Source organism: Pseudoduganella sp. LjRoot289 (assembly GCF_964252925.1).
GTDB lineage: Bacteria > Pseudomonadota > Gammaproteobacteria > Burkholderiales > Burkholderiaceae_D > Rugamonas.
Map to the genome: position 1 here is coordinate 3024171 of NZ_CAXUPN020000001.1, position 17019 is coordinate 3041189.

A 17019-nucleotide genomic window follows, 5' to 3' on the forward strand; every position below is an offset into this window, starting at 1 on the left:
ATAATGAGCGATATACAGAATCCGCCAGCCGGTTGGACCTTAAGCCAGTTCAAGGCCGTCTGCGCTGATGTTGGCAGCTGGACCTGGGGAACGGTCCAAGGAGCCTTCAACGAAAAGGCCAGCATCACCCAAATTGTTGTGGACGCCGTCATTGGCATGATCCCCTTGGTTGGCGACGCCACAGCCGTGCGCGACCTGATCGCCGTTATCATCGGCTTGGCTGATGATGAGGAAAAACGCAATTCAACCTGGCAGTGGGTATTGCTGGTTGTTTTGCTGTTTGCGCTGATTCCTGTGCTCGGCGGCGTCATCAAGGGCGTAGGCAGAATTATCGTCAAGGTTGCCCAAGAGGCGGCTCATATGGCGGGAGCAGCCAGGGTCGCGCACATGGCCGCCGGCGCAAGGGAAGTTGTCGAGTTTCTTAACCGTATCGGCGTCAAGAATGCGGAAAAATGGCTGCTTGCACTTCGCGTCAGCGACCATTTGGAACCCTTGGTCGGAAAATTTACGCATCTGATGGTGACCCTCGACACGATCATGGTTAAATCCCGCTCCAAAGTCGCAGGCATGTTTCCGAGTTTGGCCAAGCGCATCGACTCGCTCCGAGCCGGCCTCATCAAAGTACGGGAAAAAGGCAAGGAGATGATCCCGACAGCGGTGAAAGAGCTCGATCAAAAACTGCGGGAAATTCAGGCTTACATCCGTTCCGGAGGCGAAACCACCAGTCGCTTGGCGCTGCATGAAGTGGCGACAGGTCAAAAGGTGGCGACGCGGGCTGACGAGCGGCGATTGGTCGAAGAGGGAGTGCTGCCTGTTAGAAATAGTCGGGGGGGATTTAACCAAAACCCGGCATTACCTTCGGATCCTGCAATGGTAGCAAAGTACTATCAGCCCGCCCCTGGATACCCAAACCTATTGCGCGTTGACCCAAATACGGGAGAATACAACAGCGTAGCAGCCTTTGCTGGAAAGATGGCCAATCGTCAACTGAAAGATGGCGAACAAGTCTACCGGTTCTTCGGCCCGCCGCGGACGACTCATGGTGTCACAGTAGACGAGGCTTGGGCAGGAGGCGGCTGGTGGGGCGTGGGGCAACCGCCTAAGACCGCCAAGGAATGGCGAGAGGTGGCTGCCGTGCTCGACAGTTTTAATGGTGATGGCTTTTATGTGTCAGCTCGGGTTGTTGGAAATAAGGGGCCCAAGGCAGTGGTCGGTACGATTTCTGAACAATTTGGGGAGAAAATTCCAGGCCAGTACCTTCCCGGCGGTGGAACCCAAGCATTCTTTCTTTTAGACAGCGGGTTCAAGGACATTCTGAACAAAGTCGGCCATGATTTCGCGAATGGCATCAAGACGAGTAAGATCATCGATCCGCATACGGGGCTTGAGCTCACTTTTTATAGTACCGGTTGGACCGATGCGAATGGTATTTGGGGCTACCTCCGGGCGCCCGGTATAACAGCTACTCAGACTGCGCGCGTTGGCAGCCGTGAGCAGGCAACAAAACATAACAAACAGGTAGTCATCCACCCATGAACCAATCCATATCCAGCGATGCCGCCAAGCTGCCAACCGGCCTTGAGCGACAACAAATTTTTTACTGGCTGAAAAGAGTCAGTTCAGTCACCGCCTGGCGCCGCATTTTTGAATACTATAAAGCTTGGGCAACCGCTACAGAAAATAGTCTACGCGAGGCCGATGAGAACGGATGGGGCGAGGAGACATCACTTCCGCAGTCCGAATATGCGCTCATTCTAAAGTGCCTGGCACACTGCGAAGAAGGCGTCAGTCGATTGGCACGAGGTGATAAACGCGTATTTAAGTTTGACGCAAATGGTGAATTTGCAATGGCTCGGCGTATGCTTTTTCATTGGGCTCAAATGCTGTACCGTATAGAAATTGGTGAAAATTGCATAAAAATACACACTCCCCTCTGGGTTGAATTTAATGAGGCGTTGACAAAAGCATGCCAAGCATGGCAAGAATGCGCTCTGCAAGTTCTTGAGCCGCGTTATCTTGGAGAGCCAGGTCTCACCTTATATGGTCAATGGCTTCAAAAAGAATTGGCAACAATGACATTTCCAAGTGAACTAGCCCTAGTCCCTGACCCGGTTGAGAACACGTTTGTGCGCACGGACGAATACACGCCATGCTCCGGGATTTGGGAACCAATCGACGTTCCAAAACCTTCATTCCTGAGCTTGCTCACCGGTGCCCCGAAGCCCCAACCGCCATTCAAAATCGTCGGTGCCATGAACTACTTACATGGTGGTTCGAAAGCGCCCCGGATCACAGTAGAGACTGCAACCGACAGCTTTCGTTTAGATACAACGTGGCGTTTGCTATGGCAGGACGACCGCTATAACGACGGCATCATTCCAGAAGAAGAAGCACACTATCAATTCACCAGACCGTACCTTGTGCAACCCGCCCCCCAGCCACTCATAGTACCGGAGGAAACCACCTGGGCAGAAAGCGGAACCCCCGCTCCACTTTCCGGAAAGTGGCTTGTAGAATCAGACTTGAACGCAAGCATAATCCTGACTAAGGGGGATAAACTACCATTGCATAATGGCCGTAAAGTACGTTGGGTATTAGCTGGAAACTAACGCTGAGCGTCGGTCGCAACGATGGCCGCGAGCCAAGCCAAGTGCAAACTGGCCTACTGACCAGCGGTCTTAGCGACGAAATCGCGCAAATGAAGGGCAAGCGCGGCGGCTTCGCACCGCACGCCGAACGGCCCGACCAGATCGTGCACAAGCTGCGCAGCGACTTGCCGCTGTGGGTACTGTGTTCTGTGTTCGGGCTGGTGTGCGTGCTCAGCTACATCGTCCTGTGCACCTCGCTCGGCCGCCACACCGACGAGCGCCTGCACGTCTACAACGACGTCGTCAAAATGGCGCCGCGCGTGGCCAACCTGACCATCACGTTGCCCTGATGTTCGCGCCAATAAACCACATGAAGAACATTAATTATATTTTCTTACTCACCTCAATTACATTCTCTTCACTAGGCTGCGCAGCTACGCCCCATGACCAGAAAATTAAGGCGGACCAGTTGAACCAAGTACTGCATGTGCGCGGCCCGGCTGCGTACACATATCCAACAAAGTTTGGAGATATGAAATTTATTCGCGAGGATGGGACGTTGGGGGATCCAGCGGAGACGATTATACTAAACGGGGAAGTATTAATCTCAACAAAGGGTAAATTTGATGCACAAGGCGGAGCCTTATCTCTTGGATCAGAAATAATGACCAGCACCTCCAGCGAACTAACGAAGCGTAAACCGGGTCAAGCGGGGAAAACTGAAACCAAACGAATGATTTTTCTTGTAGGGCAAGGCACTTGTACTAAGCAATTCTTGGTTCTCGATTTCACAGGTGAAAAGCCCTTCGTTTCCGAAAAGTTCGGAAACGACCAAAATGACCGGTTTTGTTTAAGCTTCAAGAAGGCCAAGTGGGAAAAGAAAGAATCTGAGATTATTCTCGACGGACCGGTTACCTACATTTACAGTACGCATGACAAGATAGCTGGGCCTTTCGTATTTGAATGATCAAATGCAGAGCTGACTGGGATGTCAATGACGCTGAGTTCGCACCATGCGCGCTACTCAGCGGCACCTCGAAATACCTGTCGTTCCGCATCGGCGGACCGCCGCGCAGGCGGGACCCCATACTTCGCATGCTCAGAGGCGTAGCATGGATTCCTGCCCGCGCGGGAATGACAAATTAGCGGTTATTCGAGGTTCGCTCAGAACGATCCCGTCACCGCGCTAGCCGCACAACATATCCTGGCTCTCCACGTACAGCCTGGCCAGCCAAGCCGCCACCACCCTGAACCGGGCGATGGATCCGGCGTCGCGGTGGCTCAACAGCCACAGCTCGCGCTGCACCACTGGCTTGTCGTCCAAGCGGCGCAGGCCGGGCGGATGGCCGATCAGGCATGGCAGCAACGCGAGCCCCAGCCCTTCCTCGCACGCGCGCATCATGGTGGTCAGGCTGTTGACCCGCACCGGGCTGCGCACGTCCGGATCCAAGGCCCGTATCCAGCGCATCTCCGGCACGTGCGCCAGCTGCTCGCCGAACATGACCCACGGCTGTCGGCCCCACTGCTCGCGCGGCACCGGCTCCGAGGCCGCGCTGCCGTAGACCGCCCATCCGATATCGCCCAGCTTGCGCATCACCAGCGCGGCGTCCTCGCCCGGCTGCGCCAGGCGCAGCGCGAAGTCAGCCTCCCGGCGCGTGAAGGACAAATTGTCATTGCCGGCCATCAGATGCAATTCGAGCTGCGGATACTGCGCGTTCAGCGCCGGCAGATGCGGCAGCAGCCAATAGTTGAACAGGAAATCGATGGCCGCGATGCGCACCTGCCCCGATATGGCCTCCGCCTCGCTCGACGACGCCAGCAGCATGCTCTGCACATTGCCATACACCGCCTCGCCGTGTTCGACGAACACCCTGCCCGCCTCGGTCAGCTGGTAGCGCGTGTTATCGCGGATGAAGAGGCGCAGCTGCAGCGACTTCTCGGCCGCCCCGATACGGCGGCTGATGGTGGACGCGTCCACGCCCAGCGTGCGCCCGCTTGCGCTCATGCTGCCGGTGCGCGCCAGCGAAAGGATCAGCGGTATGTCGTTCCAGTCAAAGTCATTAGCCATTCGAAACTGCTGCCCCTATTCCTATAGTTGGATCTGCATTTTTACAAAGTCACCTTGCAGCTTTGTCCGTTCCCTCGCCGCGTTTTCAGCCCTAAGATGCATCCCATCGAAACGCAAACGACGAGGACAAAACCATGAAACAAACCCTGAACATTCAAGCAGAAGACGGCACCTTCCAGTGCTACGTGGCGCGTCCCGCAACTGAAGGCCCGGCGCCGGTGATCGTCGTGCTGCAAGAGATCTTCGGCGTCAACGCCGGCATCCGCAGCATCGCGGAAGGCTATGCTGCACAAGGCTATATCGCCGTCGCCCCCGATCTGTTCTGGCGCGCAGAAGCGGGCCTGGACATGTCCGAAGCCAAAGAAGGCGACTGGGCCAAGGGCTTCGCCCTGTACAACGCCTACGACTTCGACCAGGGCGTGCGCGACATCGCCGCCACCATCGCCGCAGCGCGCGGCATGCAAGGCGCCAGCGGCAAGGTCGGCGTCACAGGCTACTGCCTGGGCGGCCTGCTCACCTACCTGAGCGCCGCACGCGGCCGTGCCGACGCCTTCGTCGCCTACTACGGCGGCGGCACCGAAAACTACGCCGCCGAAGCGGCCAAGGTGGCGGACCCGCTGCTCTACCACATCGCCGGCGAGGACGACTACATCGGCAAGGAAGCGCAAGCCGTCATCAACGCGGCGCTGGGAGCCAACGCCAATATCGAATTGCACACCTACCCGGGCTGCAACCACGCCTTCGCGCGCCCCGGCGGCAGCCATTACGACGATGCCGCCGCGACGCTGGCGAACGGACGCAGCGCCGCCTTTTTCAAGCAGCACCTCTCTTAATCACTGTAGCACAGCGCCACACCCCCAACTATTCACTAAAGGAAGAAGCCATCATGTCCACCAAGACCCAAGACCAGAACGAGAATGAAGTAGTGAACACCTCGCGCCGCAGCGCCCTGACCGGCGGTGCCGGCCTCGCAGCCATCGCCGCAGCAGCCATGCTGCCGCTGGCCGCCAGCAGCGAAGCGCAGGCAGCGACGGCCGTCAGGCCTGTGCGCAAGACCGCCAGCACCATCACCACCAAGGACGGCGTCGACATCTACTATAAAGACTGGGGCTCGGGGCAGCCCATCGTATTCAGCCACGGCTGGCCGCTCAATTCGGACAGCTGGGAAGCGCAGATGTTCCACCTTGCGAACAACGGCTTCCGCGTCATCGCGCATGACCGCCGTGGCCACGGCCGCTCCAGCCAGCCGTGGGACGGCAACGACATGGACCACTACGCCGACGATCTGGCGGCGGTGATCGAAGCGCTGGATCTGAAGGATGCCATCCTGGTCGGCTTCTCGACCGGCGGCGGCGAAGTGGCGCGCTACGTGGGCCGGCACGGCACCAGGCGCGTGGCCAAGCTCGCGCTGGTGTCGGCGGTGCCGCCGCTGATGCTGAAGACGGCCGACAATCCGGGCGGCCTGCCGATGGAAGTATTCGACGGCATCCGCGCGGGATCGGTGAAAGACCGTTCGCAGCTGTATCTGGACATCGCCAGCGGCCCGTTCTACGGTTTCAACCGTCCGGGCGCCAAGCCGTCGCAAGGGCTGATCAACGCATGGTGGATGCAAGGCATGATGGGCGGCCACAAGAACACCTACGACTCGATCAAGGCGTTCTCCGAGACCGACTTCCGCGCCGACCTGAAGAAGTTCGACAAGCCGACCCTGGTGATCCACGGCGACGACGACCAGATCGTGCCGATCGCCGCGGCGGGCCGCGCCTCGGCGGCGCTGGTCAAGGGCGCCAAGCTGATCATCTACCCCGGCGCCCCGCACGGTCTGACCGACACCCACAAAGACAAGGTTAACGCCGACCTGCTGGCCTTCGCCAAGTCCTGAAATAGCAAACCTACCCCCTGGGGTCTGGCCTGCAATCCTGCATTTTAAAGCTGGGGTCAGGCCTGCATTCGTGCATTTCCCGACGTCACAAAAGCCCAGTGGCCCAGGCTTTTTTGCGATTGCGAGTTGGGCGAGCTGGCCACAACGTGCAATCGCACCAGGCACCACCGGGCAAATATACGCCCTGTAGCACAGGCTGCATGCGCCAGAAAGCCATATCGCAGCTGTAGTTGTACTCCAAAGCAACGCACGAATGCAGGCCTGACCCCAAGCGGAAAATGCACGAATGCAGGCCTGCCCCTGGCCTTGGGCGCTTACTTGCCGCCGCCGACAGTGAGCGTGGTGGCGGTGATGTAGGAGGCGGCGGGTGTCAGCAGCCAGACCGCCGGTTCGGCGATTTCCTCGGGATTGGCCGGCCGCCGCATCGGGATGCCGGGCGCGGCGCGCTCGAGACGGCTGGCGTCGCCGCCGCGGGCGTGGATCTCGGTCAGCGTCATGCCCGGCGCCACGCCGCACACGCGGATGCCTTCGGGCGCCAGTTCGCGCCCCAGCCCCATCGTGAACGCTTCCACCGCCGCCTTGCTGGCCGCGTAGTGCACGTAGTCGCCCGCGCTGCCGCTGCGCGCTGCCGTGGACGAGATGTTGACGATCACACCCGCCACGCCGCTGCGCTGGAACGAGGCCACCGCCGCCCGGCAGCAGTCCATCAGCCCCAGCACGTTGACCTGGAACACGGCGGCGATGTCGCCCGGATCGGCGTCCATGAAGCGCCCCAGCCCGCCCGTGATGCCCGCGTTGTTGACCAGCGCCGTCACCGGCCCCAGTTGCGCCTCCACCGTCGTAAACAGCCGCGCCACGTCCGCAGGCAAGCCGACGTCGCCCTGCACCGCCACCGCGCGCCCGCCCATCGCGACGATGTCGGCCACCACCCGCGTGGCCGACGCCGCGTCGCTGTGGTAGTTGACACCGACCGCGTATCCTTCGCGCGCGCCCCGCAGCGCGATGCATGCGCCTATCCCGCGCCCCGCGCCTGTCACAATCAATACTTTGCTCATCTCTGCTCCATCCGGCTTGCTGCCATGCGCGCCAGTGTAGCGCAGCCGAATTTGATTGGGTATGCCCGGATTGGTATGTCCGCCTTGCAAGATTGGCTGGGCCACTCTAAAATCTGTATAAATTATTCACACCAACCCTCTCGGAAACGCCCATTCAATGAAGAAACCTCCTGCGCCGCGCGAAGCAAACCACGCCGAGCCGCGCCTGTACCGGGTCGTTGCCACTCGCATCCAGCAGCTGATCAAGGATGAAGACATCCAACCGGGCTCGCGCCTGCCGGCCGAACGCGACCTCGCGGCCAAACTGAGCGTGAGCCGCGCGTCGCTGCGCGAGGCGCTGATCGCGCTGGAGCTGGGCGGCGTGGTCGAAGTGCGCGGCGGTTCCGGCGTCTACGTGTCGGAACTGGTGGAGCAGCCGGCCGAGATGCCGGAAGTCGGCCCCGGCCCTTTCGAGGTGCTGGCCGCGCGCCGCATGATCGAGTCGGAAGTCGCCGCCATCGCGGCCAAGGTGGCCACCGATTCGGCCATCGACGCCATCCTGAAGGCGGTGATGGAGATGGAGCGCCACCACGAGGACCGTACCAGCAACGAGCAGGCCGACCGCAATTTCCACCTCGCCATCGCGCGCGCTACCGGCAACACCGCGCTGGTGGGCGTGATCGAGTACCTGTGGAACCAGCGCGGCACGCTGTGGCACAAGCTGAAGGAACACTTCCAGACCGAGGACTTGCGCAAGCAAACGCTGGTCGACCACCGCAAGGTGCTCGAAGCGATCGCCTCGCACGACGTGGCCGGCGCCCGCCAGGCCATGCGTGCCCACCTGGAACGCGTAACCCGCACCTTCTCGCGCGGCTGACACACGATGGCGGCCCTGCGGTCGTCCATTCCCGCCCTTTGTGCGCTCGACTTGGCAGTTGCTGGCGCCACGCCCGATTCCTGCCGCAGCGAGCTCACCGCCTCTTTCTGCACACCTTGCCCCGACCCGCGAGCCACGCATTGCCCTCGCCAGCATCGACGCCGCCGTCGGCTGTTTCATCACGCCACCAGTGCCAGCCTTCGCCTTGCCCTCGTCAGTATCGACACCGCCTTCGCCTCAAGCGCCACGCCATCTGCAGCAGCACCGCCTTCGCCTCAAGCGCCACGCCATCTGCGGCAGCCGTCCGCCTTGGCCTCGCATGGCGCGCCACGCGCCCCTGCCGGTGGCCTGGCCTTCCGCGGCATGTCGGCCACGCTATCCGCCGCCAATACCTCCCACGACTCGCAGCCGCCCCGCCAACGCTGTCATCCCTCCACGCGGCGCCGCCCACGCCCCACCGCCAGCCCGAACCGCCGCAAGCGGCTAGTCCACCTTGCAACTTTGGTCAGACCAAACTAGAATGGCCTGACCAAATGACGCAACATTAACCAAAAGCCGCGTACGGAGACAAATGTATACCACCAAGCAACTGTTGGCCAGTGTGGCCGCCCTCACTTTGCTGCTGGGCGCCGCCCACGCCGAAGGCCCCTACCGCAATCCGGACAACAAGAACCTGGCAGATGCCGGCGAAGGCAGCTATCCCGTGCCGTACAAGAAACCGGTGGCGGCCGAGGTGACCGAGGTGCTCAACCGCATCCGCAATTACATGGACGTCTCCACGCCGACGCGCGTGATCAACAAGAAAACCGGCGACCAGATCACCGACTTCGGCAAGCCGGTGGCGGACGCCGTCTTCGAGCCGAGCGCGGGCGACTACGGCATCATGGTCTATGAAATGGGCGTCGTGCACGGCGGCCTGTTCAAGGCGGCCGAGGCCACCGGCGACCCGCGCTTCACCGCCATGACCGAGCGCCACTTCAAGTTCTTCGCCGACAAGCTGCCCTACTTCCGCGCCCAGGAACAGCAGTTCAAGCTGGAACGCGCCAACAGCTTCTCGCGCTTCCTCGACCCGCGCGCGCTGGACGACGCCGGCTCCATGTGCGCCGCGCTGATGCGCGCCCGCGCGCTGAAGGTCGGCCCGGACATGGGCGGCATGATCGCCACCTGCAGCGACTGGGTCGCCAACAAGCAGTTCCGCCTGGCCGACGGCACCCTGGCGCGCAAGCGCCCGCAAGCGGAGTCGCTGTGGGCCGACGACATGTATATGGGCATCCCTGCGCTGGCCGAGATGGGCCGCATGACCGGTAAGCGCGAATATTTCGACGACGCGGTCAAGAACGTGCTGCAGATGTCGAACTATATGTTCAATCCAAGCCTGGGCCTGTACACCCACGGCTGGCACGCCAACATCCCGGACGCGCCGCGCTTCTACTGGGCGCGCGCCAACGGCTGGGCTGTCATGGCCATGTCCGACCTGCTCGACGTGCTGCCGAAAGACCATCCGGGCTATCCCAAGGTGATGGCGCAATTGAAAGCCAGCCTGCGCGGCATCGCCGAACTGCAGTCCGGCAGCGGCCTGTGGCACCAGATGATAGACCGTAACGATTCCTTCCTGGAGACCTCGGCCAGCGCCATGTTCGTCTACGCGATGGCGCACGCCATCAACCAGGGCTGGATCAGCCCGACCGTGTACGGCTCCGTGGCGCAGGCCGGCTGGTCGGGCCTGGTGCCCAGGATTACCGCCAAGGGCGAGATGGAAGGCATTTGCGTCGGCACCACGCTGGCCGGCGACCAGACCTATTACTACAATCGCCCCACCAGCGTGAACGCGCTGCACGGCTACGGCCCGATGTTGATGGCCGGCGCCGAAATCCTGAAACTGATCAAGAATCCGGCGGTCGCCATCGAGCACCGCGTGCGCACCTACCACTACATGCCCAAGGGCGCAGCCCAGACCGACTACCGTGAACACCATTAAGGCGACGACGATGACCCAAAACCCACTCCCCACCACCCTGCGCGCCGCCCTGCTGGCCGCGCTGGCATCCCTGGCCCCGATGGCGCAGGCCGCGCCCGGCCTGGCCGTCACGCTGAGCCATGACCTCGACATCGCCCGTCCTTCGGAAACGGTGACCATCCCCTGGGCCGAAGTCAACCGCGCGCTGCCGGGCGCGCTGATCCAGCGCCTGGCCGTCAAGGACGCATCCGGCCGCGTGCTGCCGCACCAGGTGACCAACGTCAAGCCGCTGGCCAAGGACCCGAAAAACGAGGGCATTGCGTACGGCGAACTGATCTTCCAGCACAGCTTCGCCGCCGGCGAGAAGTCGGCCAGCTTCACGGTCGAAGTCATCGACGGCCTGGCGCCGCCCTTCCCGAGCAAGGCCTCGGCGCGCTACGTGCCGGAACGCCTGGACGACTTCGCCTGGGAGAACGACAAGCTGGCGCACCGCACCTACGGCCCCGCCTTGGCGGCCCCGGCCGCGCCGGGCAGCGGCAAGGAGGTGCTCGAGACGAGCGGCCTGGACCTGTGGTTCAAGCGCGTGTCCTACCCCATCGTCGACCGCTGGTACAACAAGGGCCACGACCACTACCACCATGACGAAGGCGAAGGCATGGACATGTACAACGTGGGCAAGTCGCGCGGCGCGGGCGGCGCCGGCGTCTGGCTGAACGGCACCTTGTACACCAGCAGCAACTACGCCAGCTGGAAAGTGCTGGCCAGCGGCCCGGTGCGCGCCATCTTCGAACTGAACTACACCGCCTGGAACGCGGCCGGCACGCCGGTCAGCGAGGTCAAGCGCTTCACGGTGGACGCCGGCCACTATCTGGACCGCATCGACAGCACCTTCACCTTCGCCGGTCCGAAGACGCTGCCCGTCGCCATCGGTCTGAACAAGACGCCGACCGACAAGGGTGAGCAGCCGAAGATCGCCGTGGTGCGCGACAAGGGTTCGAACGGCCTGCTGCAGTGGGTGCAGCAAGCCACCAAGGGCGCGTTCGGCGTCGGCGTGGTGCTGCCGTCGGCCACCGGGTTCGCCGAAGACCCGCTGAACCACCTGATCGTGGCCGATGCCACCTCGGGCCAGCCGCTGACCTACTACGCCGGCGGCGCCTGGGAACGCTCGGGCGACATCACCTCGCAGGAACAATGGGAAGCCTATCTGCGCGCAGCGGCGGCGCGCGCGCGCAACCCGGTGCGTGTCAGCTGGAAGCAGCAACCGTAGTCGTATCAATCGCAACGATAAAGCATAAAAACAATACGGAGACAAGATGAACAACAAGGAACAACAACGCGTCCGCTTCAACGTGCGCCTGGCAGGCTCCACGTCGATCACCGCCATGGCGCTGGCCATCGCCGCCGCCTACGCCCCTGCGTACGCGCAAAGCGCCGCGCCGGCCGCGCAGGAACCGGCCACCGTGGTCGTGACCGGCATGCGCGCGGCGCTGGAAAGCGCCCTGAACAAGAAGCGCGAGGACAACGGCATCGTCGACGTCATCAAGGCCGAAGACATGGGCAAGTTCCCGGACACCAACCTGGCCGAGTCGCTGCAGCGCGTGCCGGGCGTGGTCATCGACCGCGACGCCGGCGAAGGCCGCAGCATCACGGTGCGCGGCCTGGGCCAGGATTTCACCCGCGTGCGCATCAACGGCATCGAAGGCCTGGCCACCACCGGCGGCACCGACAGCTCCGGCGGCGCCAACCGTTCGCGCGGCTTCGACTTCAACGTGTTCCCTTCCGAGTTGTTCAGTTCCCTCACCGTGCGCAAGAGTTCGTCGGCCGACATCGACGAAGGCTCGCTGGGCGCCACGGTCGACCTGCAAACCATGCGCCCCTTCGACCTGAAAGGCTTCAACGCCACAGTCATGGCCAAGGGCAAGTACAACGACCTGGCGCGCAAGACCGATCCGCGCGTCGGCTTCCTGGTCTCGAACACCAACGCCGACCGCACCCTGGGCTTCCTGGTGTCGGGCGCCTATTCGAAACGCCAAGTACTGGAAGAGGGCTTTTCCACCGTCCGCTGGGACAACGGCCCGTCCTCCGGCGGCTGGTGCGCGCCGATCGGCGTCACGCCCGCCAACCCGAGCAACTCCACCGGCACCACCTGCGGCCCGGCGGCCCAGGGCGTGCCGCGCCTGCCCGCCTCGGCGGCCGCCAGCGCCGCCTACGCCGAAGCCAGCAAGGCGGAGAACTTCAGCCCGCGCCTGCCGCGCTACGGCCGCCTGACGCACGACCAGGACCGCCTGGGCCTGACCGGCTCCATCCAGTGGCGTCCGATGCGCGGCTCGCTGCTGACCTTCGACATGCTGTACTCCAAGCTGGACGCGACGCGCCAGGAAGACTTCCTGGAAGCGATTTCCTTCAGCCGCACCGGCACCCAGGGCGGCAAGCCGCAGACCAGCGTGGTCGAAGCCCAGTACGCGCCGAACGGCTCGCTGCTGTACGGTAAGTTCAACGGCGTCGACGTGCGCGCCGAATCGCGCTTCGACGAACTGTCCACCACCTTCACCCAGCCCACGCTGACGCTGGAACAGGACATCGGCGACTCGCTGCGCCTGCTGGCCAAGGCCGGCCGCGCCCAGTCCAAGTTCCGCAACCCGGTGCAGACCACCACCACGCTGGACGCGCTCAACGTCAACGGCTACACGATAGACTTCCGCAACAGCGACCGCATGCCGGCCATCGGCTACCCCTTCGACCCTAGCCAGGCCGGCGGCGCGCTGAGCATCGTCGGTGTGCCGCAGGTGGCGAGCGGCACCCAGCCCGCGTCGGTGACCAACACCACGACCAGCGAGATCCGCATCCGTCCGCAGGGCGCCACCAACACCAATGACGTCGGCCAGCTCGACCTGGTGTGGGAAGCCTTCCCTGACAAGCTCAGCTTCAAGACCGGCGTCAACTACAAGAAATACAGCTTCGACTCCTACGAGTCGCGCCGCGTGAACCAGGGCGACACCATCTTCGCGCCGCCGGCCGGCACCAGCATGGCCAGCTTGACCACCACCATCAGCGGCTTCGGCCGCGGCCAGAACCTGCCCGCGGGCACGCCGACCTCGTGGGTGATCCCGGACCTGAACGCCATCGCCAAGGCCTACGACATCTATTGCAACTGCATCAAGAACGGCCCGGCAGGCGGACCCGGCGACTTCACGCTGTCGTCCACCACCAACGGCAACGCGCGCGGCAACAACCGCTCGGTCGTCGAAGAGGACAAGGGTTTTTACCTGATGGGCGACTTCACCCAAGAGCTGGCCGGCATTCCGCTGCGCGGCAACTTCGGCGCGCGCTACGTCAAGACCGGCCTGAGCGCGACCGGCTACCAGTCGGCCGGCGGCGGTTCCGCCGTCACCGTCGATCACGACTACTCCGACGTGCTGCCGTCCTTCAACGTGGCCGCCAACGTTACGCGCGACTTCATCGTCCGCCTGGCCGCCGCCAAGGTCATGACCCGTCCGCAACTGAACAACCTGTCGCCTGGCGGCACCGTGGCCACCACCGGCACGCCGAGCATCACCAGCGGCAACCCGCTGCTCAAGCCCTTCCGCGCCAAGACCTTCGACACCAGCTTCGAATGGTACTTCGGCAAGAACGCCTTCATGGGCCTGGGTCTGTTCCAGAAAAACATCGGCACCTACATCCAGAGCCTGCGCACCAACGTCGCCTTCAAGGACACCGGCCTGCCGATGTCGCTGCTGCCGTCCAACTTCACCGGCGAGGAAATCTTCCAGGTCACCGCGCCGGTCAACACCGACGGCGGCAAGCTGAAAGGCTTCGAGCTGAACTACCAGCAGCCGTTCACCTTCCTGCCCGCTTGGGGCCGCAACTTCGGCACCTTGTTGAACTACACCTTCGTCAAGTCGAAGATCGAGTACCTGGTGTCGCCGACGGCCAATACCACCATCACCGACGACCTCTTGAATCTGTCGCCGCGCTCGTGGAACGCCACGCTGTACTTCGACGACGGCAAGTTCAGCGCCCGCCTGTCGGCCTCGCAGCGCGCCGCCTTCGTCACCCGCGTGCCGGGCCAGAACAACAACGACGTCGAGGGCAAGAACAAGTCCACCAACGTCGACGTCTCGTTCTCCTACAAGGTCAACGACAAGCTGGACCTGACGCTGGAAGGCGTCAACCTGACCAACCAGGAAAACGACCAGTTCGTCAGCCGCGCCCGCAACGGCGTGGTGGTGAACAACGTCACCGGCCGCGAATTCCTGGCCGGCCTGCGCTACAAGTTCTGATTCAGTCTCCCTGTAGTCCCTTGGTTTTTAAGGCTCCTTCGGGAGCCTTTTTTTCGCCCCTCCGAGTGTGAAATATCGGCCAATTCCAAAGAGCAAGTGTGGATTTCCACATTTATTTTGCCAGATCGGCATTATCACGAAGAAAAACATTCCAATAATCAATCACTTACAAAACCAGGGAAACACGGCCGTACTGGCACGGACCTTGCGAAAACCAAGGTTGGCTACCAACCCGGTTCGGCCTAATAAATCCCTAGGAGACATAAGTGAAAATAAGAAACTTCACATACGATCACGCACTCAGCTCTACCCTGCTGACCTTGCTCGTCGCATCACTCGCTGGATGCAGTGGCGGCAGCAATGACCCCGTCAGCGAGCCCGCGCCAGTCGTGACTACCCCCGGCGTATCGAAGACGGCAACCGGCTACGCGAACGGTGTCGTCGCCGTGTCCCATCCCCTGGCGGCGAAAATCGGCGCCGACGTCCTGGCGGCGGGCGGCAATGCCATCGATGCGGCCGCCGCGATCCAGTTTGCGCTGAACGTGGTGGAGCCGCAAAGCTCCGGCATTGGCGGCGGCGGCTTCATGATGATCCACCTGGCCAAGGAAAACAAAACCTTCTACATCGATTCACGGGAGAAGGCTCCTGCCGCGTCGACGCCGGCAATGTTCGGCACCCTGAACTTCGAAGATGCGTCCACCACAGGTATCTCCATCGGTGTGCCCGGCACCCTGCGTGGCGTCTCCACCGCGCTCAGGAACTGGGGCACGCTGCCCCTGGCCAAAACGATGGAGCCCGCCATTGCCCTGGCTGAATCCGGCTTCAAGGTGAACGCCAATCTGGCAGCCGACATCGTCAATACCAGCGACCGCGGTTTCGTGATGACCAACCTTCAGCCAGAGACCGCTGCCGTGTTCCAACCCGGCGGCGTGCCACTCAAAGCCGGTGATGTGCTCAAGCAGCCGGACCTGGCGAAAACCTTGAAGCTGATCGCGGCCCAAGGCCCGGACGTGTTCTACAAGGGCGAAATTGCAGCCGCCATCGTTGCGGCGCAGAGCCGCGCCACCACCAGCGGGGCGGCGGGAGCGGCTTTGGGCACGGGTCTGGCGGGCCGCATGCAATTGGCCGACCTCGCCAATTATGACGTGGCGATCCGTCAACCGCTGACGGCGACCTACCGTGGCTACACGGTCGCCACCATGCCCCCACCGTCCGGTGGCGGCGTCACGGCGCTGCAACAGTTGAAGATGCTGGAGCAATTCCCGCTTGGCGACAAAGCCCAGGGTTACGGCTTTGGCGAGAAGAACACGCTGCACGTGATGATCGAGGCCATGCGCCTGTCCTTTAGCGATCGTAACTTCTGGGTAGGCGACGGCGACTTCGTCAAGGTTCCGACAACCGGGCTGCTCAGCAGTGCCTACCTGGCCGCGCGCGGCGCCTTGATCAAGGTCGCCACCGCGCTCGGAGCTGCGTCCATCGTGCCGGGCAACCCCTTGCCCAACGACGCGGTGAAGAGCGGACAACTGGCCATGGCCGGCGCTCCCAACCCTAAAGAAGGCGCACACACCACCCACTTCGTGGTGGCCGACAAGGACAACAACATCGTGAGCTACACCACCACGGTTGAGGCCTTGTTTGGCTCGGGCATTACGGTGCCCGGTTACGGCTTCCTGTTGAACAACCAGCTGACCGACTTCAACTGGCCTGCCGCCTACAACCCGGCCACCGGCAACATCGGCGCCAACGACGTGGCGCCTTATAAACGGCCGCGCAGCAGCATGGCGCCGACGATGCTGTTCAAGGATGGCAAAGCGTTTGCCGCCATAGGCTCCGCCGGTGGGTCGAAAATCATCAACGCCGTGGTGCAAATCACCTCAGACATGGTGGACCACGGCATGAGTGTGGAGCAAGCCATCGACGCACCCCGGGTCCATGCGGGCGCCAGCGGCACGGTGTTCTGTGAAACCGGTCCCTTCACGCCGAGCGGCTTCACGCCCACGCCCGCCTTCTCGCCTAGCGTGATCAGCGCGGTCAATGCCATGCGCGAGCCAGCCTTGGGCATGCCCGCCTGCAATGGCAAAGAGTCCAACGGCGCCAACCTGGCCGCCCAGGCGCTGGTGATCGACCTCGCCACCGGACTGAAATACGGCGCCGCGGACAAGCGCCGCGAAGGCACGGTAGTAGGCTTGAAATAAGCCCTTCGGGGCTCACCGGACGGAAAACAGCACGGCTGGGTAGAATCCCACTCAGCCGTGCCCCATGGCCGTGTACACCGCGTTGACACTCAAACGAGGCGTCGATACACTATATCGACACCGACGAAGGAGCGCATC

Annotated in this window: 12 protein-coding genes and 1 pseudogene; 11 read left to right on the forward strand and 2 right to left on the reverse strand. The window is 62.5% G+C overall.

Going from position 1 to position 17019, the window contains the following annotated elements; genetic code table 11:
* Window positions 1–3: 3 nt before the first annotated feature.
* The 4 genes and pseudogenes from ACSQ8Y_RS12680 (at window position 4) to ACSQ8Y_RS12695 (ending at window position 3555) form a co-directional block, all read left to right on the forward strand.
* Complete coding sequence (locus tag ACSQ8Y_RS12680; protein WP_436266829.1) at window positions 4–1536, forward strand: hypothetical protein; 1533 nt, start codon at window positions 4–6, stop codon at window positions 1534–1536.
* Complete coding sequence (locus tag ACSQ8Y_RS12685; RefSeq protein WP_436266830.1) at window positions 1533–2609, forward strand: Imm71 family immunity protein; 1077 nt, start codon at window positions 1533–1535, stop codon at window positions 2607–2609. Before ACSQ8Y_RS12680 ends, ACSQ8Y_RS12685 begins: the two co-directional genes overlap by 4 nt.
* A 56-nt stretch (window positions 2610–2665) precedes the next feature.
* A pseudogene (locus ACSQ8Y_RS12690) lies at window positions 2666–2938 on the forward strand (DotU family type IV/VI secretion system protein); the annotation flags it as partial.
* 20 nt (window positions 2939–2958) lie between these two features.
* Window positions 2959–3555, forward strand: coding sequence for a hypothetical protein (locus tag ACSQ8Y_RS12695; RefSeq protein WP_436266831.1), 597 nt, complete (start codon window positions 2959–2961; stop codon window positions 3553–3555).
* A gap of 219 nt (window positions 3556–3774) precedes the next feature.
* On the opposite strand, the gene ACSQ8Y_RS12700 is transcribed toward ACSQ8Y_RS12695, so the two are convergent.
* Entirely contained in the window at window positions 3775–4656 is an 882-nt protein-coding gene (locus tag ACSQ8Y_RS12700) for a LysR family transcriptional regulator (RefSeq protein ID WP_436266832.1), read from the reverse strand.
* Between the two features lie 134 nt (window positions 4657–4790).
* Between ACSQ8Y_RS12700 and ACSQ8Y_RS12705 the strand changes: the two genes are divergently transcribed.
* Entirely contained in the window at window positions 4791–5489 is a 699-nt protein-coding gene (locus ACSQ8Y_RS12705; protein ID WP_436266833.1) for a dienelactone hydrolase family protein, read from the forward strand.
* A gap of 53 nt (window positions 5490–5542) precedes the next feature.
* Window positions 5543–6538 carry an alpha/beta fold hydrolase gene (locus ACSQ8Y_RS12710; RefSeq protein WP_436266834.1) on the forward strand — a complete coding sequence of 332 codons (996 nt, stop codon included), beginning with the start codon at window positions 5543–5545 and terminating at the stop codon, window positions 6536–6538.
* A gap of 314 nt (window positions 6539–6852) precedes the next feature.
* Here ACSQ8Y_RS12710 and ACSQ8Y_RS12715 read toward each other — a convergent pair whose 3' ends face one another.
* Entirely contained in the window at window positions 6853–7593 is a 741-nt protein-coding gene (locus ACSQ8Y_RS12715) for an SDR family oxidoreductase (RefSeq protein WP_436266835.1), read from the reverse strand.
* A gap of 157 nt (window positions 7594–7750) precedes the next feature.
* On the opposite strand from ACSQ8Y_RS12715, the gene ACSQ8Y_RS12720 reads away from it, so the two are divergent.
* The 5 genes from ACSQ8Y_RS12720 (at window position 7751) to ggt (ending at window position 16881) form a co-directional block, all read left to right on the forward strand.
* Window positions 7751–8449: a FadR/GntR family transcriptional regulator gene (locus ACSQ8Y_RS12720; protein ID WP_436266836.1), complete on the forward strand. Its 699-nt coding sequence runs from the start codon at window positions 7751–7753 to the stop codon at window positions 8447–8449.
* A 571-nt stretch (window positions 8450–9020) separates the two neighbouring features.
* Window positions 9021–10427, forward strand: coding sequence for a glycoside hydrolase family 88/105 protein (locus ACSQ8Y_RS12725; protein ID WP_436266837.1), 1407 nt, complete (start codon window positions 9021–9023; stop codon window positions 10425–10427).
* Window positions 10428–10437: 10 nt separating this feature from the next.
* Window positions 10438–11673, forward strand: coding sequence for a DUF4861 family protein (locus tag ACSQ8Y_RS12730; RefSeq protein ID WP_436266838.1), 1236 nt, complete (start codon window positions 10438–10440; stop codon window positions 11671–11673).
* Window positions 11674–11719: 46 nt separating this feature from the next.
* The gene (locus ACSQ8Y_RS12735) at window positions 11720–14686 is read left to right on the forward strand and encodes a TonB-dependent receptor (protein ID WP_436266839.1); all 2967 of its coding nucleotides are present in this window, start codon (window positions 11720–11722) and stop codon (window positions 14684–14686) included.
* 389 nt (window positions 14687–15075) lie between these two features.
* On the forward strand, window positions 15076–16881 hold the full coding sequence (gene ggt / locus ACSQ8Y_RS12740) for a gamma-glutamyltransferase (protein ID WP_436266840.1): 1806 nt from the start codon (window positions 15076–15078) through the stop codon (window positions 16879–16881).
* Window positions 16882–17019: the final 138 nt, after the last annotated feature.